The organism is Halomonas caseinilytica, assembly GCF_001662285.1.
Classification (GTDB): Bacteria; Pseudomonadota; Gammaproteobacteria; order Pseudomonadales; family Halomonadaceae; genus Halomonas; species Halomonas caseinilytica.
Genome location: NZ_BDEO01000002.1, coordinates 130,678 through 151,888 on the forward strand (window position 1 = coordinate 130,678; position 21,211 = coordinate 151,888).

At 64.8% G+C, this 21,211-nt stretch carries 21 protein-coding genes; 3 read left to right on the plus strand and 18 right to left on the minus strand.

Features of this window, described 5'->3' with window-relative positions:
- Positions 1-30: 30 nt before the first annotated feature.
- The 11 genes from HSDC_RS04655 to HSDC_RS04705 form a co-directional block, all read right to left on the minus strand.
- Complete coding sequence (locus HSDC_RS04655) at positions 31-1,020, minus strand: DNA polymerase III subunit delta' (protein WP_170825717.1); 990 nt, start codon at positions 1,018-1,020, stop codon at positions 31-33.
- On the minus strand, positions 1,017-1,670 hold the full coding sequence (gene tmk / locus HSDC_RS04660; RefSeq protein ID WP_064698776.1) for a dTMP kinase: 654 nt from the start codon (positions 1,668-1,670) through the stop codon (positions 1,017-1,019). Before tmk ends, HSDC_RS04655 begins: the two co-directional genes overlap by 4 nt.
- 18 nt (positions 1,671-1,688) lie before the next feature.
- Positions 1,689-2,693: an endolytic transglycosylase MltG gene (gene mltG, locus HSDC_RS04665; protein WP_064698777.1), complete on the minus strand. Its 1,005-nt coding sequence runs from the start codon at positions 2,691-2,693 to the stop codon at positions 1,689-1,691.
- Entirely contained in the window at positions 2,690-3,547 is an 858-nt protein-coding gene (gene pabC / locus HSDC_RS04670) for an aminodeoxychorismate lyase (protein WP_244534485.1), read from the minus strand. Before pabC ends, mltG begins: the two co-directional genes overlap by 4 nt.
- 2 nt (positions 3,548-3,549) lie before the next feature.
- On the minus strand, positions 3,550-4,788 hold the full coding sequence (gene fabF, locus HSDC_RS04675; RefSeq protein ID WP_064698778.1) for a beta-ketoacyl-ACP synthase II: 1,239 nt from the start codon (positions 4,786-4,788) through the stop codon (positions 3,550-3,552).
- A 238-nt stretch (positions 4,789-5,026) separates the two neighbouring features.
- On the minus strand, positions 5,027-5,260 hold the full coding sequence (gene acpP / locus HSDC_RS04680; protein WP_013331755.1) for an acyl carrier protein: 234 nt from the start codon (positions 5,258-5,260) through the stop codon (positions 5,027-5,029).
- Between the two features lie 124 nt (positions 5,261-5,384).
- A complete protein-coding gene (fabG, locus tag HSDC_RS04685; RefSeq protein WP_064698779.1) occupies positions 5,385-6,128 on the minus strand; it encodes a 3-oxoacyl-ACP reductase FabG in 744 nt (247 codons plus the stop codon).
- Between the two features lie 31 nt (positions 6,129-6,159).
- A complete protein-coding gene (gene fabD, locus HSDC_RS04690) occupies positions 6,160-7,131 on the minus strand; it encodes an ACP S-malonyltransferase (protein ID WP_064698881.1) in 972 nt (323 codons plus the stop codon).
- Between the two features lie 5 nt (positions 7,132-7,136).
- Positions 7,137-8,261, minus strand: coding sequence for a phosphate acyltransferase PlsX (gene plsX, locus HSDC_RS04695; protein ID WP_064698780.1), 1,125 nt, complete (start codon positions 8,259-8,261; stop codon positions 7,137-7,139).
- Positions 8,262-8,299: 38 nt separating this feature from the next.
- Entirely contained in the window at positions 8,300-8,470 is a 171-nt protein-coding gene (rpmF, locus tag HSDC_RS04700; protein WP_064698781.1) for a 50S ribosomal protein L32, read from the minus strand.
- A 32-nt stretch (positions 8,471-8,502) separates the two neighbouring features.
- Positions 8,503-9,030, minus strand: a complete 528-nt coding sequence (locus HSDC_RS04705; protein ID WP_064698782.1) for a YceD family protein — start codon at positions 9,028-9,030, stop codon at positions 8,503-8,505.
- 110 nt (positions 9,031-9,140) lie between these two features.
- Here HSDC_RS04705 and HSDC_RS04710 point away from each other — a divergent pair, with 110 nt between their 5' ends.
- On the plus strand, positions 9,141-9,734 hold the full coding sequence (locus tag HSDC_RS04710) for a Maf family protein (protein WP_064698783.1): 594 nt from the start codon (positions 9,141-9,143) through the stop codon (positions 9,732-9,734).
- A gap of 107 nt (positions 9,735-9,841) precedes the next feature.
- Here the strand turns inward: HSDC_RS04710 and sppA are convergent, their stop codons facing one another.
- Genes sppA through HSDC_RS04725 form a run of 3 tightly spaced genes read right to left on the minus strand, consistent with a single transcriptional unit; the run spans position 9,842 to position 12,571 of the window.
- Entirely contained in the window at positions 9,842-10,924 is a 1,083-nt protein-coding gene (gene sppA / locus HSDC_RS04715) for a signal peptide peptidase SppA (protein WP_064698784.1), read from the minus strand.
- A 36-nt stretch (positions 10,925-10,960) separates the two neighbouring features.
- On the minus strand, positions 10,961-11,611 hold the full coding sequence (locus tag HSDC_RS04720; RefSeq protein ID WP_064698785.1) for an HAD family hydrolase: 651 nt from the start codon (positions 11,609-11,611) through the stop codon (positions 10,961-10,963).
- A 12-nt stretch (positions 11,612-11,623) separates the two neighbouring features.
- The gene (locus HSDC_RS04725; RefSeq protein ID WP_064698786.1) at positions 11,624-12,571 is read right to left on the minus strand and encodes an RluA family pseudouridine synthase; all 948 of its coding nucleotides are present in this window, start codon (positions 12,569-12,571) and stop codon (positions 11,624-11,626) included.
- A gap of 725 nt (positions 12,572-13,296) precedes the next feature.
- On the opposite strand from HSDC_RS04725, the gene rne reads away from it, so the two are divergent.
- On the plus strand, positions 13,297-16,764 hold the full coding sequence (gene rne / locus HSDC_RS04730; protein WP_064698787.1) for a ribonuclease E: 3,468 nt from the start codon (positions 13,297-13,299) through the stop codon (positions 16,762-16,764).
- Positions 16,765-16,922: 158 nt separating this feature from the next.
- Here rne and HSDC_RS04735 read toward each other — a convergent pair whose 3' ends face one another.
- From HSDC_RS04735 to HSDC_RS04750, 4 genes are all read right to left on the minus strand, one after another.
- Entirely contained in the window at positions 16,923-17,495 is a 573-nt protein-coding gene (locus tag HSDC_RS04735; protein ID WP_064698882.1) for an antibiotic biosynthesis monooxygenase, read from the minus strand.
- A 45-nt stretch (positions 17,496-17,540) separates the two neighbouring features.
- Positions 17,541-18,482: a pirin family protein gene (locus HSDC_RS04740; RefSeq protein WP_064698788.1), complete on the minus strand. Its 942-nt coding sequence runs from the start codon at positions 18,480-18,482 to the stop codon at positions 17,541-17,543.
- Positions 18,483-18,541: 59 nt separating this feature from the next.
- The gene (gene ycaC / locus HSDC_RS04745; RefSeq protein WP_064698789.1) at positions 18,542-19,165 is read right to left on the minus strand and encodes an isochorismate family cysteine hydrolase YcaC; all 624 of its coding nucleotides are present in this window, start codon (positions 19,163-19,165) and stop codon (positions 18,542-18,544) included.
- Positions 19,166-19,241: 76 nt separating this feature from the next.
- On the minus strand, positions 19,242-20,111 hold the full coding sequence (locus HSDC_RS04750; protein WP_064698790.1) for a pirin family protein: 870 nt from the start codon (positions 20,109-20,111) through the stop codon (positions 19,242-19,244).
- A gap of 124 nt (positions 20,112-20,235) precedes the next feature.
- Between HSDC_RS04750 and HSDC_RS04755 the strand changes: the two genes are divergently transcribed.
- The gene (locus tag HSDC_RS04755; protein ID WP_064698791.1) at positions 20,236-21,201 is read left to right on the plus strand and encodes a LysR substrate-binding domain-containing protein; all 966 of its coding nucleotides are present in this window, start codon (positions 20,236-20,238) and stop codon (positions 21,199-21,201) included.
- Positions 21,202-21,211 lie beyond the last annotated feature (10 nt).

Below are 21,211 nucleotides of genomic sequence, written 5' to 3' on the forward strand. Positions count from 1 at the left end.
AAGGAACACCGTCCGGTGTCGTGCCGTGGCTCAGGATCTCAACAAGGCCGCCCAGCGAACCAGCCAGGCTTCCAGCACCAACTGGGGGTTGGGGTTGCTCCCCTCGGCCAGCAGGCGTCGTTGTTCACGAGCATAGTCCAGCAGCCGGAACCAGTCGCGGACCCGGGCGTTCTTGACCGCCTGGCGGTACAACGGCAGCAGGTCGGGGTTGCGCAACTCGTCGCTGACACCGGACAGCCCGAGGCGAATCAGATCTTCGAGCCAGGCGATACCGTACCATAGGATGGCATCGATCGACTGCCGATCCAGTCGCGCGGCCTCGGCTACCGGCTCGGCGCCGCGCACCAGGGCATCGAAGGTTTCATGGAGCTGCTGCCGCAAGGCCCGGGATTGCGGATCGGCCAGTTCCAGGGCACGCAACGGCAGCCCACCCGAGGCGCGCCACCAGAAGCGCGCATCATCCTCACCGCCGAGCCGCTCGGCCAGCCAGGCCAGGCTTTGCATCTCGTCCGCCGCCGTCAGACTCCATTGCTGGCAGCGCGAACGGATGGTCGGCAGCAGGTGCGAGGGAATGTCGGACAGCAGCACGAACAAGGTCCTGCCGCCGGGCTCCTCCAGACTCTTTAGCAGGGCATTGGACGCCGCCACGTTCATGGCTTCCGCCGGCGCGATGACGATCACCCGATAGCCGCCCTGCTGGGCAGTCTGGGCAACGAAGGCATTGATGTCGCGCACCGGGCCGATGCGAATCTGGCGCTTGCCCTCCTCCGGCGACACTCGCATCAGGTCCGGATGATAACCGGCGGCCAGCATCTGGCAGGCGTGGCACTGGCCACAGGCGAATTCACCAGGTGCGGCACACAGGGTCCGGGCGATCAACGCCTCGGCCAGCGACTGCTTGCCGATGCCCTTCGGTCCAGCAAACAGCAGCGCGTGCGGCAGGCGTCCGGTGTCGGCGAGACGGGTGATTTCCTTCCAGCGCTCCGCCAGCCAGGGATAGGGACGCATGCTTTCCGTCATGCCCACGCCTCCAGGCAACCGTCGAGCAGCGCCTTCAATTCGTCCTGCACGGCGTCCAGCGGCTGGTCGGCATTCACCACGTAAACGCGCTCCGGCGCCTCGTCGGCCCGTCCCAGATAGGCTTGGCGCACAGCCTCGAAGAACTCGACACGTTCACGCTCGAAGCGGTCCCGCTCACCTCCATCGCGATCGAGGCGCCCCTCCAGGCGATGCTGGGCCGCTGCCATGGGCATGTCCAGCAGAAGGGTCAGGTCGGGCGTCAAGCCGCGCTGGACGAAAGTTTCCAGCTCGGCGATCCGCGCCGTGTCGATGCCTCGCCCGCCGCCCTGGTAGGCGAAGGTCGCATCGGTGAAGCGATCGCAGACCACCCAGGCGCCCCGTTCGAGCGCCGGCCGCACCACGCGCGCCAGATGCTGGGCGCGGGCCGCGAACACCAGCAACAGCTCGGCATCATCGTCGAGAGGCTCGTCGCCGGCGGGGTCGAGCAACAAGCCACGGATGGCCTCCGCCCGCGGGGTGCCGCCAGGCTCTCGGGTGCGGACCACCTCGAGGCCATGCGCCTCGAGATGATCGGCCACCAGTGCGAGGTTGGTGGACTTGCCCACTCCTTCGCCGCCTTCCAGGGTGATGAAGCGTCCTCGGCGTTGCATGGTGGCGCCTCCTGGCACTCAGCGGTTGCGAATGTAGCGATTGACGGCGTTATTGTGCTCGCGCAATGTGCGCGAGAAATGATGCGTGCCGTCGCCCCGGGACACGAAATACAGCGCCTCGCCCTCAGCAGGGTTCACCGCCGCCTCCAGCGAGGCGCGCCCCGGCAGGGCGATCGGCGTGGGCGGCAGGCCCTCGATCACGTAGGTGTTGTAGGGCGTGGCCTCGCGCAGGTCGGCTCGGGTGATGTTGCCATCGTAGTGCTCACCCATGCCATAGATCACGGTAGGGTCGGTCTGCAGGCGCATGCCCCGTTCCAGGCGGCGGACGAAGACGCCGGCGATGCGCCCCCGCTCTTCCGGCGCGCCGGTCTCGCGCTCCACCAGCGAGGCCAGGATCAGCGCCTCGTAGGGCGTCTCCAGGGGCAGGTCCTCGGCTCGCTCGGCCCAGGTCGCCTCGAGCACTTCATCCATCCGGACCATGGCCTGGCGAAGGATATCCAGGTCACTGACGCCCTTGCGGTAACGATAAGTATCGGGGAAAAAGCGCCCTTCGGGATGCTCGCCTTCGCGGCCCAGCCGCGCCATGACCTCGGCATCGCTCAACGCCTGCGTCTCGTGTTCGAGCTTTTCCGCCGCATTCAGAGCGGCGCGCATCTGCTCGAAGGTCCAGCCTTCCGGGATGGTCAGATCATAGCTGACCAACTCGTGACGACGCAGGCGCTCAAGCAGCGCCTGCCCGTCCATGCCCGGCTCGAGCCGGTATTCCCCCGGTCGGAGCGAAGGCACGGCATCGGGGTCGAGACGCGTCAGCAGGCGGAAGGCCCAGGCATCCTCGAGGATGCCGCGCTCGTCGAGCTCGGCGATGACCCGATGATAGCCGGCCCCTTCCGGCACTTCGTAGATGAGCGGTGCCTCGATCGACAGCGGTGTGTCGAGGCGCGTCTCCCAGTAACGGTATCCCCCACCGACGACCAGCGCGACCAGGATCACCAATGGCGGCAGGAACTTCAGCGCACGTTTCATGCCTCGTCTTCCTCGTCTCGTTCGCCCGCATCGTCGTCATGGCACGGATACCCCAGGAGCGCATGGGCCTCGGCCTGCAGCGCTCGGTGCAGCCTGCCGATACGCCAGTCCGCCAGCTTTTGCCCTTGGTCGTCATCGAGGCGCCGCACCGGCCAGAGTCCTTGCACGGCATTGCCAAGCCAGACCGCCTCGGCACTCTCGAGCGTTTCGGGGCCGGCATCCACTTCCTCGATACCGAGACGCCGGCACAAGGCGTCCCGCAGCGTGCCGGCCACGCCGCAGCGAGCCAGACCGGGCGTTTCCAGGCGCCCTGCCCGTTGCCAGAAGAGGTTCATGCTGGTCGCTTCGACCAGACGCCCCTCGCTGTCGCACAGCAGCCCCTCGGCAATCTCCGGGTCCTGCCACTCGGCACGGGCCATGACATTTTCCAGTCGGTTGAGATGCTTGAGACCGGCAAGGCGCGGCTGAATTCCCAACGCCAATCGGCAATGACGCACGCGAATCCCCTGCCACCAGCGTTCAGGGGACGGAGTGAAGGGGGTGACACGCCAGCGCAGGCGTGGCGCGGGCATGTCGGGAAGCCGATAGCCGCGCCCGCCGCTGCCACGAGTCAGGGTCAGCTTGAGCACCCAGAGGCCTGCGCCGGCTCGGGCCGGCAGAGCATCCAGGGCCGAGCGCGACGGCACCGGGATGCCCAGGCGTTCACCACCGCGCACGAGGCGCGCCATGTGGGCCTCCCACAGCGTCGCCACGCCATCCCGGACCAGAACGGTCTCGAACAGGCCATCACCGTAGGCCAGACCACGGTCATCGAAGGGCACGCCCTCTCCGTCCGCGATGTCCTCGGATGACAAGCTCACACCTTCGAGAAGACCAGGGTGCCGTTGGTGCCGCCGAAGCCGAAGGAGTTCGACAGGCTCACATCGATCTTCATCTCGCGGGCGGTATTGGGCACGTAGTCCAGGTTGCAGCCTTCCTGGAGATTGTCCAGGTTGATGGTCGGCGGCGCCACCTGGTCGCGAATCGCCAGCACGCTGAATACCGCCTCGACGGCACCGGCCGCACCGAGCAGATGGCCGATCATCGACTTGGTGGAGCTGACGGCGACCTCGCGAGACGCCTCGCCCAGCACCTGTTCCACCGCACGGCTCTCGGCGAGGTCGCCGGCCTGGGTCGAGGTGCCGTGGGCATTGATGTAATCGACGGCCGACGGCGCGATACCGGCGTCCTGGATGGCATTGCTCATCGACATCGCCGCGCCGCTGCCGTCTTCAGGGGGCGCGGTCATGTGGTGGGCGTCGTCGCTCATGCCGAATCCGCTCAGCTCGGCATAGATGGTCGCGCCCCGGGCGACGGCATGCTCGTACTCTTCCAGCACCATGACGCCAGCGCCGTCCGACAGCACGAAGCCGTCACGATCCCGATCCCAGGGCCGACTGGCCGCTTCGGGATCGTCATTGCGGGTGGAAAGCGCCCGCGCCGCGGAGAAGCCGCCCAGCCCCAGAGGCGTGGTCGCCATCTCGGCACCGCCGCAGATCATGACATCGGCATCGCCGTAGGCAATGGTCCGGGCGCTGTAGCCGATGTTATGGGTGCCGGTGGTACAGGCGGTGGTGATGGCGATGTTGGGGCCGCGAAAGCCGTGCTGAATCGCCAGGTTGCCGGAGATCATGTTGATGATCGAGCCCGGCACGAAGAACGGAGAAATGCGTCGCGCACCGCCCTTCTGCAAGGCCTTGTGGTTATGCTCGATCATCGGCAAGCCGCCGATGCCGGACCCGATGGCCACGCCGATGCGGTGAGCGTTGTCTTCGGTGCACTCGATGCCGGCATCTTCGATTGCCTGGCCACCAGCCGCCACCCCATACTGGATGAACAGGTCCATCTTCCTGGCATCCTTGGGATTGAGGTAGGGGCTGATATCGAAATTCTTCACTGAGCCACCGAAACGCGTATTGAAGCCGCTGGCATCGAAGTGCTCGATCGGGGCAATACCGCTCTTGCCGGCCACGATGTTCCGCCAGCTCTCGTCGACGGTGTTTCCCACAGGGGTAACCAGGCCCAGCCCGGTCACCACAACCCTTCTGCGAGCCATCAGCTTTCCTCCAGACATCTCAAGATAGTGCAGCCCATCCAGGGGCATTCATTGTTGGCATTATACCCGACTCATCGCTCGCTGTACGCCATGCAATGCCCCGGGAACCGGGGAAAGGCAACGCGCGAGTCCGGTACCGCTTCCATGCTCCCACATAGCATAAGAGCCGCCCTGCATGGCAGGACGGCTCTCTCCGGGCAATTCCCGGACCTTTCAGCAAGCGGGGTCGACCGCGCCCTTACTGGTGGGCGTTAACGTAGTCGATGGCTTCCTGAACGGTGGTGATCTTCTCGGCTTCCTCGTCGGGAATCTCGGTATCGAATTCCTCTTCGAGCGCCATCACCAGCTCGACGGTATCCAGGGAATCGGCACCGAGATCCTCGGTGAAGGAAGATGAGCTCTGGATATCCTCTTCCTTGACGTTCAGGCGCTCGGCCACAACCTTCTTCACGCGCTCTTCGATGGTGCTCATTATGACGTACTCCAGTCGTTCACGTTAGCCGTTCTGATGACCAGCCGGTTCAAATCCGCAAGCATAAGCTGCGGGGTAGTTTATAGACCGCTCTGGGTCGACGCAACCGCCGCATGCCGCGGCATCAACGCATGTTCATGCCGCCATTGACGTGCAGGGTTTCGCCAGTGATATAGCTTGCCGTCTCGCCGGTCAGAAAGCCCACTGCAGCGGCGATTTCTTCCGGCCGGCCAAGCCGCGAAAGCGGAATCTGGCCAAGCAGCGCTTCCTGCTGCGCCTCGGGCAGCGATTCGGTCATGTCGGTGGCGATGAAGCCCGGTGCCACGGCGTTGACCGTGATGTCGCGGGCTGCCACTTCGCGCGCCAGTGCCCGAGTGAAGCCCTCCATGCCGGCCTTGGCCGCCGCATAGTTGGCCTGCCCAAGGTTACCCATGGTGGCGACGACCGAACTGATGGAGACGATGCGGCCGAAGCGTGCCCGGGTCATGCCGCGCAGGCAGGCCTTGCTGACGCGATAGACCGACTTCAGGTTGGCATCCAGGACCGCGTCCCAGTCCTCTTCCTTCATGCGCATCAGCAGATTGTCGCGGGTGATGCCGGCATTGTTGACCAGGATGGTCGGCGCACCGAATTCCTCGCCGATGGACTTGACCAGGGCATCCACGCTCTGCTGGTCGGTGACATCCAGGCGCCGCCCGGCACCCTCGATGCCCTGTTCCTTGAGATCGGCGTTGATACGCTCGGCGCCGGCATCGCTGGTGGCGGTACCGATCACGATGCGTCCCTGGCGTCCCAGCTCGTAGGCGATGGCGCGGCCGATGCCGCGACTGGCCCCGGTGATCAGGGCGACTCTACGCTCGGTTGTCATGCTCTCTTCCATTCTCGTCCGGGAGAGGGAGTCAGCCGTTGGCCGACGGCGACTGGCCCACCGCTTCGCGGGCCAGTTCCAGGGCAGTGGTGAGGCTGTCCGGATCATTGACGGACAAGCCTCGGCTACCCCGGGCAATTCGCTTGTTGAGGCCGGTCAGCACCTTGCCGGGACCGCACTCGATGAACACTTCGGCCCCCAGCCCCGACAAGGCCTCGACGCAGGAGGTCCAGCGCACCGGCTGATAGAGCTGCTCGATCAGGCGAGTGCGCAGCGTCTCGACATCGGCATGTGCCTCGGCATCGACATTCTGGATCACGGTGTAACGCGGTGCACGCAACTCGATCGATGCCATTGCCTCGGCCAGCCGGTCAGCCGCCGGACGCATCAGGTCGCAATGCGAAGGCACCGATACCGGCAGCGGCATGGCACGCTTGGCACCCGCCTCCTGACAGGCCGCGATGGCGCGATCGACGGCCGCCTTGCTGCCGGCGATGACCACTTGTCCCGGCGCATTGTAGTTGACCGCCGCCACGACGTCGCCCTCGGCTGCCTGGGCACAGGCCGCCTCGACCGTATCGTCATCGAGACCGAGCACGGCCGCCATGGCGCCCTCGCCCATGGGAACGGCGTCCTGCATCGCCTCGCCACGCAACTTGACCAGACGCACGCCTTCGGCGAAAGGCAGCGCACCAGCACACACCATGGCACTGTATTCCCCCAGGCTGTGGCCGGCCATGGCGGTGGGCCGCGGCCCCTCCAGCTCCTGCCAGACCCGCCATATCGACACACTGGCGGTCAGCAATGCCGGCTGGGTGCAGGCTGTCGCGTTGAGCGCCTCGGCGGGCCCTTCCTGGACCACCTGCCAGAGATCATAGCCCAGCGCATCGGAGGCTTCCTCGAAAGTGGTGCCCACCACGCTGTAGCGTTCCGCCAGCTCGCGCAGCATGCCGATCTGCTGGGAGCCCTGCCCGGGAAAGATGAGGGCAAGGGGTTGAGTCATGTCGATCACCTTTGCTCTTGTTGACTTGTCTCGCCATCCGCCGCATCCGTGACAGCGGTGGCAAGCGTCCAGGATCCGCTGGCATCTCGACCGTCATCGACGGCCGAGGCGCCAGCAGACCGGCGCTGGCCGAGTTCTGCAGCCAGGCAGGCCGGCAGGTCATGGGCCACTTCCCGTGCCGCGCGCACCACAGCATAGTGGAAGCCGGCGGCATCGGCTCCACCGTGACTCTTGATGACGATGCCATCGAGCCCCAGCAGACTGGCCCCGTTGTAGCGCACCGGATCGAGCTCCCCTCGAAGTCGCGCCAGAGCGGGGCGTGCCAGCCACCCTACCAGCCGACTGGACCAGTGAGCCTCGAAGGTTGCCTGAACCCGACGCACCAGCATGCGCGCCAAGCCCTCGCTGGCCTTGAGCACAGCATTGCCGACGAACCCATCGCACACCACCACATCGACCTCGCCGGAAAAGATGGCATCGCCTTCGACGAATCCCTGGTAGTGCAATCCCGGCTCGCGCTTGAGCAGCTCATCGGCCCGCTGGACACTGGCCGTCCCCTTGGTGCCCTCGACACCGACGTTGAGCAGGCCGACTCGAGGATGCGCCAGGTCGTCGAGGCGTCGCGCCATGACGTCGCCCATCAGGGCGAAGTCCCTGAGTCGCTCGGCCTCGGCATCGACATTGGCCCCCAGGTCGAGCAGGTAGCAACGACCTTCGCGGCGTGTCGGTATCGCGGTGCTGATGGCCGGTCGAGGCATGCCGCCCACCATGCCGAGCGCACGACGCGCCAGTGCCATCAGGGCGCCAGTATTGCCGGCACTGACGCCGGCCTCGGCCTCGCCCCGCGCCAGGCACCCCAACATGCCCGACATGCTGGTGTCGTCATTGCCGCGCAGCACCTGAGCGGGGCGCTGGTCCTGCCTGACGACCCCGGGGGCATCCACGACGCATAAACGCGACGACGCCGCGGCGAGAGGCCGCGGCAGCCGAGAGATCTCGTCTTCCAGATGTCGGGCCGGACCGAACAACCGGATCTCGAGATCGGGGTCGGCCATGACAGCACTGGCGGCACCCGCCACGGCGGCGTGGGGCCCCAGGTCCCCTCCCATGGCGTCAACGGCAATCCGCATCTCAGTGGTCAAGCGTCATGGCGTAAAGATCGCCGTCTTCAGACGTCGACGACCTTGCGACCACGATAGTAGCCATCCGGAGCCACATGGTGGCGCAGATGGGTGGTGCCGGTTTCCTTGTCCTGGGACAGCGCCTTGCCGGTCAGGGCGTCGTGGCTGCGACGCATGCCGCGCTTGGAACGGGTCTTGCGGTTCTGTTGAACTGCCATGAGATATCACTCCAGAGTGAATCGATAAAATATCAGTGTTTGCCCTTGAGATGCTTGAGCACATCGAAGGGGCTCTTGGAGGGCGTGTCCGAACCGACGGTACCCGCCCCGCTGCTCAGCTGGTCGCGCGAGACCTTGCAATCGGCCTCGTCGTGGTAAACCACCTGGGGCAGACTGAGGATCAGTTCATCCTCTACCACCGACAGGAGGTTCAGCTGTTCGTTTTCCACCAGCACCGGCTCGTGGGTGCTCGGCAGATCCGCCGCCAGGGCATCGCTGGTCACCAGCCCCAGCAGGAAGTCGCTCTCGACCTCGCTTGCCATGGGCGACAGGCAACGTCGGCACGGCAACTGCAATTCGGCCTCGAGATGGCCTTCGATCGTCCGACGCCCCTGGGCATCGATGGTGAACGTCAGCCATACCTGAGCATCCCCGAGTTGCTCGCCGATTTCCTCGGCAAGCCGAGGCATATCGGCCAGTGCAGCAAGGCCCTCGAGGTGTTCGCCGTGAGCGGCGAGCTTGTAGGGCTCGACCCGGCTCGGAAGTCGTGAGGTCAACATAGGCGCGCAATGATAGGCACTCCCCCAGCCCCTGTCAAAGCCGCCATCGTCTCGGGTTACAATGTGTTGCGAGAGCTTCGCCATCCCGTCTCATTTCGCCAGGAGATCCCATGTCACGACTGGTCCTCGCCTCCGGATCACGCTTTCGTCGCCAACTGCTCGATCGCCTGGAGATTCCCTATGCCTGGGCGAGCCCGGACATCGACGAGACACCGCGCGATGGCGAGTCGCCACAATCCCTGGTGCACCGCCTGTCGCTATCCAAGGCGGAGCGGCTGGCGGCGGACTGGCCGGACCACCTGATCATCGGCTCCGACCAGGTCGCGGTATTCGATGGCCGCCCGCTCGGCAAGCCCGCCGACGAAGCCGCAGCACGCCAGCAACTGGCCGTTTTCTCCGGAAACCGCGTACGCTTCCTGACCGGCCTGGCCCTGATCGATACCCGCCACGGCAGTCACCGGGTATGCCACGAACACTACGACGTTGTCTTCCGCCGTCTGACGAGCGACGAGATCGCCCGCTACGTCGAGCGGGAACGCCCACTGGACAGCGCCGGCAGCTTCCGCATGGAAGGCCTTGGCATCACGTTGTTCGAACGCCTCGAAGGTGACGACCCCAACACCCTGATTGGCCTGCCGCTCATCCGCCTCTGCGAGATGCTCCGCGACGCCGGACTCGATCCCCTGACGAGCCGTAAGCCGTAAGCCGTAAGCCGTAAGCCGTAAGCCGTAAGCCGGATGCTACTACCAAGCAGGCCAACGGAAAGGGGTTCTTAAAACTTACAGCTTAACGCTTACAACTCTCGCTCCCTTCAGGGAGCGAGCTGATAACGCACCGGCGTCTCGGCGCTCGACAGCCCCAGCACCGACGCCACGACACGCCCGAAACGCCGAGACAGCCGCTCGAAGGGGTCGAGACGCGGCGTGTAATTCTGGAGACGCACGTCTTCCAGATGACGCCGGGCCACACCGTCGAGGCTGTCCAGCCGGTCTACCAGCCCGAGCTCCAGCGCCTGCTCGCCGGACCAGATCAGCCCGCTGAACAGGCGCTCGTCATCGGCCAGACGATCGCCGCGCCCGGCCTTGACGTCATCGATGAACTGCTGGTGCGTGGTGGCCAGCACGTCTTGCCAGAAGCGTCGCTGGGCGGGCTCGACATCCGCGAAGGGATCGAGAAAGTCCTTGTTCTCGCCGGCCGTGAAGACCCGGCGCTCGATGCCCAGCCGCTGGATGGCCTGCTCGAAGCCGAAGCCGGCGTGGATCACCCCGATGGAGCCCACCAGGCTGGCCGGCGCGGCGACGATCTCGTCCGCCGCCGCGGCGATATAGTAGGCGCCACTGGCACCGATGTCCTCGACGACCGCGATGATCGGCTTGTCGCCGCTCTCGCGCAGCCGCATCACGGCGTCGTAAATCCGCTGCGACTGCACCGGACTGCCGCCCGGGCTGTCGATATGCAGCACCACCGCCTTGGCCCCCGGCGCTTCCCAGGCGCGCTCGATACCCTCGATGACACGCGAGGCACTCGCCGGCGACTCGCGATCGATCACGCCCTCCACCTTGACCACGCCAAGATGCGGCCCTTCGGCCTCCATCGTTCCCTGGGCGGCGAAGAGACCGTAGAAGGTCAGCGTCAGGGAGGCCAGAATCAGGAAGGCGAAGACGAAACGGAAGAACAATTTCCAGCGCCGCGTGCGTCGCTGCTCGACGAGCACGCCGTCGATCCAGCGATCGAGCATGGCCTGCTCGGCAAGACGGCGGCGCTCGCGCAGCGTCTCGGCATCCTCACCCTCGGCCCGCTCGGGCTCGCCCTGCCTCCGAGCCTGCCGACGTCGTTGCGCCTCCTCCGCCGAAAGCTCCGGCCCTTCGGTCCAGTCGTCGCTGTTTTCGCTCATCGTGACCTCGTCTCCCAGACGCTTGCGCAAACGTGCTTAACCGTGCAGCCAGTCGATCAGTTCGGGAAAGCTCCCGGCCGTGAAGGTCGGTCGACTGGCGGCGAGGCGATCCGGCTCATGAACCCCGTAAGTCACCGCGATGCGGTCCATGCCCAGGGCCCGGGCCATTTCCATGTCATATTCGGTGTCGCCGATCATCACGGCCTCCTCGGCCGCCACGCCGAGCTCGCCGAGCAGTTCCTCGAGCATCTGCGGATGCGGCTTGGAACGGGTTTCATCGGCCGTGCGGCTGGCATGGAACCAGGCGCCGCTGCCGCTCTCGCGAAAGACGCGGTCCAGTCCCCGCCGGCTCTTGCCGGTGGCCACGGCCAGGCGCGAGCGATCGTCGGCCCTCAGACGCGCCATCCCCTCGGTCACGCCGGGGTAGAACGGCATCGGCGTCGCGTCGCCCTCGACGAAGTAATGCGCATAGCGCTGCTTGAGCGCCTCGGCTCGCTCGGCATCGATGCCCGGGCACAACTTGGCGATGGCCTCGGGCAAGCCCAGCCCAATGATATCCCGCACGCGATCGTCCGGCAGCTCTCCCCAGCCGATGTCCCGGCCGGCGGCCTGCATGCTGGCGACGATCCGAGCCACGGAGTCCATCAAGGTGCCATCCCAGTCGAAGATCATCAGTCGGTAACGCATGGTATCTCCACGTCATCGTGCCTGGCGGGCACGTTCGAGAACGGCATCGAGCGAGGCGCCGAGTGGTGCGCGAATCTGCACCGGCTTGCCGCTGGTCGGCTCGGGAAAGGTCAGCGAGGAAGCATGCAAAAAGAGCCTGGAGAGCTCCCATCGAGCCGCGAGGCGCTGCCCCTCACGGGAACCGTACTTGTCGTCGCCCAGCAGCGGATGCCCGGCATGGGCCGCATGCACGCGAATCTGGTGGGTACGGCCGGTGACCGGCTCCGCTTCCATCAGGGTCGCACCAGCAAAGGTCTCGCGCACGGCAAAGCGCGTGCGTGCCACCTTGCCATTGGCATCGACCCGCACGCGCCGCTCGCCGTTACCGGCATCGAAGCGATCCAGCCGGGCGCTGACGAAATCGCGGCGTGCCGGCCAGCGCCCGGCCACCAACGCCAGATAGCGCTTGGTCATCTCGTGACGCTTGAGCGCGGCATTGAGCGTCAGCAGCGCCGGCCGTGACTTGGCCAGCAGCAGGCAACCCGAGGTGTCGCGATCCAGGCGATGCACCAGCTCGAGAAAGTCCAGATCCTCGCGCACCTGGCGCAACGCCTCGATCAGGCCGATCTTGACCCCGCTGCCACCGTGCACGGCCAGCCCCGAGGGCTTGTTGATCACCAGCCAGTCGCGCCCCTCGAGCAGCACGCTGCCGGCCAGCAGGTTGCGCAGGTTGTCGCTGACCTCGCGGACCGCCTCGCGGGGCGCCAGCTTGAGCGGTGGAATACGCACCACATCGCCTGTCGCCAGGCGCGAGTCAGCCTTGACGCGCTTCTTGTTCACCCGCACCTCGCCTTTGCGCACGATGCGGTAGATCAGCGAGCGCGGCGCGCCCTTGAGGCGCGTCATCAGAAAATTGTCGACTCGCTGACCCGCCTGGCCCTCGGTCACTTCCACCCATTGTACGTCGCGGCCATCGGCCATGCCGGCTCACTCCACTGGCTATCTGCGGAAAGGTGGCATTCTACCGTAGTGAGGCCAATCCTGCGCCAATTGCTGGGCACCCCCTTTACTGTTATATTGCCGACTCGTTCCAATGGGCTGAAATGCCCGTGAAGCGCGCCTGCACGACGCACACGCAGGCCGGAACGAAAAGATCAGGCCGCGACGACTCTCGCCAATCCGAGGTCCCGCCGCCGAAGTGAAAGCGATACAACGCCACGCCCGCCCGATCGCGCCCGAAATGACGCGATAGGAGATCACGGGATACGTACAACATCGTGCCGGAGGCCGGCGTTGGCGAATCGATGAATGCCAGGTGTTGGCGGTGACCGCAGGGCCGGATGGGCGAAGTCCCGCCGAGACATGTCCTGCCTCCGCCCCGTACTCAACATGATCATGCCGTGCCGGCCAGGCCAAGCAATCGCCACCGACACGGCCGGGCGCAGTTCCGCATCCGCGACATGCGCTGAGCACAAGCACGCAGCACCCAGCGGTTCGCCTTCGTCGATGCACGGAAGCCCACGGGCTTGATGGTCGTCGCGAGAGGCACGGGTTTCGAGACATGGTGGGCGGCCCAGCGCGTCATCACAAGTGGCGCCGACACGGGATCGCCCGGCACCTGGCCGAAATACCGAGCTCGACGCCGCCCGACATCAGGTTCATGGAGCTATCCGGGCGCTCCCGGCGCGTCCATTTTGCGAGACGCCATGAAACGGATGCTCATCAATGCGACCCAGCCCGAAGAGCTGCGCGTCGCTCTGGTCGATGGACAACGCCTCTACGACCTGGACATCGAATCCGGTGCCCGGGAACAGAAAAAAGCCAACATCTATCGCGGCAAGATCACCCGCGTCGAACCTTCGCTGGAAGCCGCCTTTGTCGACTTCGGCGCCGAACGCCACGGTTTTCTCCCCCTCAAGGAAGTCTCCCGCGACTACTTCATCAAGGAGCCCTCGGGACGTCCCAGCATCAAGGAAGTCCTCAAGGAGGGCCAGGAAGTCATCGTCCAGGTCGACAAGGAGGAACGCGGCAACAAGGGCGCGGCCCTGACCACCTTCATCAGCCTGGCCGGCCGCTTCCTGGTCCTGATGCCCAACAATCCTCGTGCCGGCGGCATCTCGCGTCGCATCGAGGGTGAGGAACGCGCCCAGCTCAAGGAAGCCATGGGCCAGTTGACCGTGCCCGACAAGATGGGCCTGATCGTGCGCACCGCCGGCATCGGTCGCTCTCCCGAGGAACTGCAGTGGGACCTGGACTATCTGGTGCAGGTATGGGAGTCGATCACCGGCGAGGCCGGCAAGCGCCCCGCGCCCTTCCTCATCTACCGCGAGTCCAACGTCATCATTCGCGCCATGCGCGATTATCTTCGCCAGGACATCGGCGAAGTGCTGATCGACAGCGAGGACGTTCACCAGGAAGCCCTCACCTTCATTCGCCAGGTGATGCCGTCCTACCAGCAGAAGATCAAGCGCTACGCCGACGAGGTGCCGCTGTTCTCCCGCTTCCAGATCGAATCGCAGATCGAGACCGCCTACGAGCGCGAGGTCAAGCTACCCTCCGGTGGCTCCATCGTCATCGACCATACCGAGGCCCTGGTCTCGATCGACATCAATTCGGCGCGCGCCACCCGCGGCAGTGACATCGAGGAAACCGCGCTCCAGACCAACCTCGAGGCCGCCGACGAGATCGCTCGTCAGTTGCGCCTGCGCGATATCGGCGGCCTGGTGGTCATCGACTTCATCGACATGAGTCCGGCGCGCAATCAGCGCGAGGTCGAGAACCGCGTGCGTGACGCCCTCAAGATCGATCGCGCCCGGGTACAGATCGGCCGCATCTCGCGCTTCGGCCTGATGGAAATGTCCCGTCAGCGCCTGCGCCCGTCACTCGGCGAAACCAGCGGCGTGGTCTGCCCGCGCTGCGACGGCCAGGGCACCATCCGCGACGTTCGCTCCATCTCGCTGTCGATCATGCGCCTGATCGAGGAAGAGGCCATGAAGGAGCGCAGCGCCCAGATTCGCGCCATCCTGCCCGTGCCGGTGGCCACCTACCTGCTCAACGAGAAGCGCAGCGTGCTGGCCGACATCGAAAAACGCCAGGATGTGCGTGTGGTGCTACTGCCCCACCCCGACATGGACACGCCGCATTACGACGTGCAGCGCCTGCGCGACGACCACGTCGACGAGGAAGGCGGCATCCAGTCCAGCTTCGAGATCTCCACCGACACCGAGGTCGGTCGCGAACCCGAAGCGGCATTCGGCAAGCCCGTCAAGCGTGACGAAGCCGCCGTGAAGACCGTCGTGCACCACGAGCCTGCCCCGGCTTCCTTGCAGCAGGACACGCCGAGCCAGCAACCCGCAGCCAAGACGCCGTCCGCACCGGTACCGGCTCAACGCGAAGGCGTGCTGGGCCGACTGGTCAAGGGCTTCGCTCGACTGCTCAACGGCGAGGAAGAGGCCAGCAGCGGTCAGGCCGGCGCCCAGGCGAGCCGGTCGGGAAGCGAGCCCCAGAAGTCCAACGCCGACAAGCACCAGACCAAAGGTGATCAAGGCGGAAGTTCCGCGTCCAGTAGCGGAAGCGGCCGCCAACGCAACCGGCGCCAACGCTCGGACCGAGCCGAGGGCTCCCGCCATGACAACCGCAGCTCCAGCAACGCCAAGGGCCAGTCTCAAGGAGACGACAAGTCGACCTCATCCGACAATCAGGGGCGCGGCAACCGTGGCGGACGTAGTCGTCGACAGGACGATGGCCGCAACAATGCTCAGGAGACCCGCGGCGCTTCTTCCTCTCGGGACACGCGCAAGAGTCAGGATGCCCAGAACAAGGGCCAGGACAGCCAGAAGGGCCAGGACAGCCAGAAGGGCCAGGACAATCGCGCCAAGTCTCAGGACAATCGCAAGCCCAGCGACAACGAGCGCCAGAAGGGAAGCGCCGACACCGCCAAGACGGAGCGCAAGAACGACGACGCCAAGTCGACAACTCCTGACAAGCCCAAGCGTACCCGCAACAACCCGCGCCAGCGCAGCCGCCAGCATGCCTTGAACCCCAAGGCGGAAGCCGAGCAGAAGCGCTTGCAGGAAGAAGCGGTAAAGCAGGAGGCAGCAACCGAGGGCAGCGACGAGACGACCGAAGCCTCGGCCCAGCAGGACTCCACGGCCAAGTCTGAGGCGTCCCAGCAGGCACCAAAGTCGACATCGACTGAAGTCCAGGCGAAGTCCCAGGCCAAGGATGAAGCGCCGCAAACCAAGGCACCGAAGACCAAGCCGACTCCGCAGCCGGAAAAGGTTCAGGCGCCAGCCGAGGCCAAGGCCGCTGAGACCACCGAGTCCAAGGACAAGGCGCCGCAAACCAAGGCACCGAAGACCGAGCCGACTCCGCAGTCGGAAAAGGTTCAGGCGTCAGCCGAGGCCAAGGCCGCTGAGACCACCGAGTCCAGGGACGAGGCGTCGCAGGCCCAGGCACCGAAGGCCGAGCCGACTCCGCAGCCGGAGCAGCCCCAGGCACCGGTCGAAGCCAAGGCCGCTGAGACCACCGAGTCCAGGGACGAGGTGTCGCAGGCCCAGGCACCGAAGGCCGAGCCGACACCGCAGTCGGAGCAGCCCCAGGCACCGGTCGAAGCCAAGGCCGATAAGGCCACCGATTCCAAGGACGAAGCGTCGCAGGCCCAGGCACCGAAGGCCGAGCCGACTCCGCAGCCGGAGCAGCCCCAGGCACCGGTCGAAGCCAAGGCCGATAAGGCCACCGAGCCCAAGGACAAGGCGTCGCAGGCCCAGCCACCGAAGGCCGAGCCGGCGTCACAACCGGAACAGGTTCAGGCATCAGCCAAGGCCGATAAGGCCGCCGAGTCCAAGGACGAGGTGTCGCAGGCCCAGGCACCGAAGGCCGAGCCGACTCCGCAGCCGGAGCAGCCCCAGGCACCGGTCGAAGCCAAGGCCGATAAGGCCGCCGAGTCCAAGGACGAGGCGTCGCAGGCCCAGCCACCGAAGGCCGAGCCGGCGCCACAACCGGAACAGGTTCAGGCATCGGCCAAGGCCGATGAGGCCGCCGAGCCTCAGGGTAAGGACGAGTCTTCCAGCACATCGTCGTCCCGGCGTCGCCGCCGTCGGGCACATAACGATCCTCGGGAAATTCGTCGGCGCGAGCAGGAAGCCAAGCGCCAGGAAGGTGGCCAGGGCTGACGCCTGGCCTGCATGACGAAAAGCGCCCGTGACCGCATGGTCACGGGCGTTTTTCATTCAAGGCGCGAACGCATGATGAAAACCTTCGCCATGGCACGCCCCTTGCCATACCGGCGCGCCCTCCCCACCCGAATCGGATGACGGCGGCCGAGCACGGCTCATCGAAACATCCATTTCGCCACGAGGCGCACGACCCGAGGCATGACGACATAGACGACAAGGCCGACGATCGTGGCGGCGAACAGGCCATTGCGGACTCCCCAGATATCGAGCTGGGGAAGCAACGTCAGGATTGGTTGCCAAAGAATGGGCACGATCATGGTGAGCGGCCAGATCACCGCCGTGGTGACCAGCCACTGCTTCCATCGCACGGGCTGCTGGCTCTTCGACTCGGGCGCGGTGAACCAGTAGTCGATACCACTATGAATCTCGAGGGTTTCATTCTGCTGCAAGGCAGGCTGGATGTCGTCGACGAGCCGACGGCGTTCTTCGGAGTGTCTCCAGCGCTCGGCATCGCCTTCCGAAGCAAAGCGCAAGGCGATTTCATAGTCGTGATGGCCGGGCGGGGGCCGCATCACATGCACGCCCTGATGACCGCAATAGCGACCGGCCACCTCGATGATATGGCGTAGCCAGTCTTCATAACGCTCGATGGCATCGGGATTCACCCGATGCTGGATGCGAATGGTGACACTGTTCTGCGAGGGAGCGGAGGTCGAAGATGACATCATGGACATGGTCGTCACTCGATGATGAGGAGAAATGGCGTAACGGGATCACGACGCCCAGGGCAACGGCGGCGGCATCAGCCTCGGACCATCATGGCCTTCGATGACCCCGAAACGTTCGCTGCCCTCTTCCCAGTCGCGCTGGGCCTGAACGATCTCCTCTCTGCTATGGCCGACGAAGTTCCACCAGATCAGGATCTCCTCGCCCAACGGCTCTCCCCCGACCAGAATGGCATGTCCTCCGGCAGGCAGCGACAGCGTGACTGAAGCGCGTCCACGCCCCAGATACGCCAGTTCGTTCGCCGCGAAGGCATCCCCCTCGATATCCAGCTCCCCTTCCAGTGACAGTACGCCGTACTCGAAATCTTCCCTCAACGGCAGCGTCAAGGTAGCGCCTTGCCGACTGGTCAGGTCGAGGCCGACAAGCGCCGAAAAGGCCAGCGTCGGCGCCAGGTGCTCCGCAAACTCGCCTGTCAGCAGGGTGTGCTCGACACCTTGTGACGCCCAGCGGGGCAGATCGGGATAATGATCGAAACGCGGCTCCGTCTGCCGGTGCGCATCGGGCAAGGCGATCCACAACTGCGCGGCATGCAGGTGCGTCTCGCCGGGCACCGAGTCCTCGGTATGACTGATGCCCCGCCCTGCCGTCATCAGGTTGACCTGCCCAGGCCGAATGATCTGCTCGTTGCCCAGGCTATCGCGATGCAGCACCTTGCCCTCGAGCATCCAGGTGAAGGTCTGAAGACCAATGTGTGGATGGGGACCGACGCGCAAGCCCTCGGCCTCTCCCTTGAAAACGGCCGGGCCGGCGTGATCGAGAAAACACCAGGCCCCGATCAGGCGACGCTGGCGCGAAGGCAACACTCGGTTCACCTCGATACCGCCGACATCGGCGGTCCGAGGAGACACGTGCTGCGTCTGGCGCTTGCCATCGATGACAGGACAGTCCATCGAGGATGCCATCTCACGATCTTCCACCAATGTGCTCATGCTCCCCTCCTCTACGGCACGCGAAAAAAGGCTCGACCCGAAGGGCCGAGCCTGACGCTTCAGGATGATGCCTGTTGAGCATAGCTCTGCATGAGGTTGGAGTAGGCCGGCAGGTGGCTCGCCAGGAGCCCCCCAAACCCTTCGATATCGTTACGCCAGTCGCGATGCAGCTCGCCACCGACGGCAAACCAGGTCATCAACTGGGCACCGGCCTGGGACATGCGGTCCCAGGCTGCGTCCCGAGTCGTCTGATTGAAGGTGCCCGACGCATCCGTGACCACGAAGACTTCATAGCCTTCCTCCAGCGCGGAGAGTACCGGGAAGGCCACGCAGACTTCGGTCACGACGCCGGCAATGAGCAACTGCTTCTTGCCAGTGGCCTTGATGGCATCGACGAAGTCCTGATTGTCCCAGGCATTGATCTGCCCCGGCCGGGCGATGTAGGGCGCGTTCGGGAAGGCCTCCTTGAGTTCCGGCACCATGGGCCCATTGGGGCCGTCCTCGAAGCTGGTGGTCAGAATGGTCGGGATGTCGAAGAACTTGGCGATGTCGGCAAGCGCCAGCACATTGTTCTTGAAATCGTCCGGGCTGAAATCGCGCGCCAAGGACAGCAGGCCAGCCTGATGATCCACCATCAACAGTGCCACGTCGTCCTTGTTCAGTCGCTGATAGGTAAAGGACATGCTCATTCTCCTCTTGCGGTTGGAAGACCCGGCCATCCCGACGGGATGACCGGGTGACGCACCAGCGGTTACGCCGCTAGTCAATCAGGACGCCATACTGACCATCCTGAAATTCGATGAACGCTTGGTGAATTTCCTCCGCGGAGGTCATGACGAAGGGCCCCTGCCCCACGACGGGCTCGTCGATGGGCTCACCACTCAGCAACAGCAGTTTAGCCTCGTTATTGGCCTCGAGGTGCAACTCATCGCCACGACGGTCAAAGACCACCACGGCTTCGTCGCGCACGACCGTGTCGCCATTGACGAGTACCGTCCCGTCCAGCACTACCAGCAGGGTAGTATGGCCATCGGGCACATGCAGGATTGCCTCTCCACCGGATGCAAGGCGTATGTCCCACAGATTGATGGGAGTGAAGGTCCTCGCTGGCCCCAGGTTCCCTGCGTAATCACCGGCCACGACACGCACTTCGCCGCTCCCTTCCCCCAGCGGCACTCGTGGAATATCCGCCTCGAGAAGGGTTTGATAAGCTGGTGGCGTGTTCTTGTCCCGAGCAGGCAAGTTGACCCATAGCTGAACCATCTCGAGCGGGCCGCCGCTTTCGGTAAAGGCCTGCGAATGGAATTCCTCATGAACGATGCCGGCACCGGCCGTCATCCATTGGACATCACCCTGGCCGATACGACCGCCGGCGCCCGAGGAATCCCGGTGTTCGAGCTCTCCGGCGTAGACGAGCGTGACCGTCTCGAAGCCGCGATGGGGATGCGCCCCCACTCCGCGCGGCCTGGTCGCTGGCTGGAAGCGGTAAGGCCCCGCATGATCAAGCAACAGAAAGGGACTGAGATGCTTTGCCCCCATGCGGTCGTAGGTGAACAAGGAACGTACGGGGAACCCATCTCCGACCCAGTGACCGCGCGGGGCACCATATATAGCCTGGATCTTCTTCATCGCTGTCAGACTCCTGCGTGGTAATGGAGGCACAAGGCCTCGATGCCCAGAAGGCTAATTTATGAACGAAGACCCAGGTAGATAGCGTTTCCGGGACTGACCGTCCCAATTATAGGACGATAGTATGCAAGACCTCAACGATCTCTATTACTTTGTCCAGGTCGTGGATCACGGCGGCTTCGCCCCCGCCGGTCGCGCGCTCGGCATCCCCAAATCGAAACTCAGCCGACGCATCATCCAGCTCGAGGAGCGCCTGGCGACCCGGCTGATCAACCGCTCGACACGACGCTTTTCCGTCACCGATCTCGGCCAGGCCTATTACCAGCATTGCGTCGCGATGCTGGTGGAAGCCGAAGCCGCCGAGGAACTGATCGAACGCAATCAGGCGCAGCCACGAGGCACCGTGCGGCTCAGTTGTTCGCCCAGCGTGCTGCACTACCTGATCACCCCGCTGCTGGTTCGTTTCATGAGCCATTGCCCGCACGTCAACGTGCAGGTGGAGGCCACCAGTCGACGCGTCGATGTCATAAAGGAAGGATTCGATCTGGCGATCAGGGTACGGTTTCCCCCACTGGAGGACAGTGACCTGACCATGAAGGTCCTGGCCCGCAGCCCCCAACGTTTGATGGCGGCTCCCGGTCTTTTCGAGCATTATCCGCTGCCGGAAACGCCCGCCGACCTCGGTGAGTTACCCAGCCTGGATTTCGCACAATACGACAAGCAACATGTCTGGGACTTGACTGGACCGGAAGGAGCAACGGCCCAGATTCCTCATCGGCCTCGCCTGGTCACGGACAGCGCCGAGACGCTCCACCAGGCCGCCTTGGCGGGACACGGCGTCGTCAAGCTGGCCATGCTGGTCGGCTATTCCGACCTTGTGCAGCAAAACCTGGTCGACGTCCTGCCCGGCTGGGAACCCCGAAGCGGCATTCTCCACGCGGTATTTCCCTCACGCCGGGGGCTATTGCCGGCCGTGCGCGCCTTCCTGGATTTCCTGGATGAACATATCGAGGAGGAGGACTTCCTGACCTTCCAGAACAGGGAAGGAACGCGAAAGGAAGGAGAAGGAAAAGAAGAAGACAGTCGATGACTCACCATGA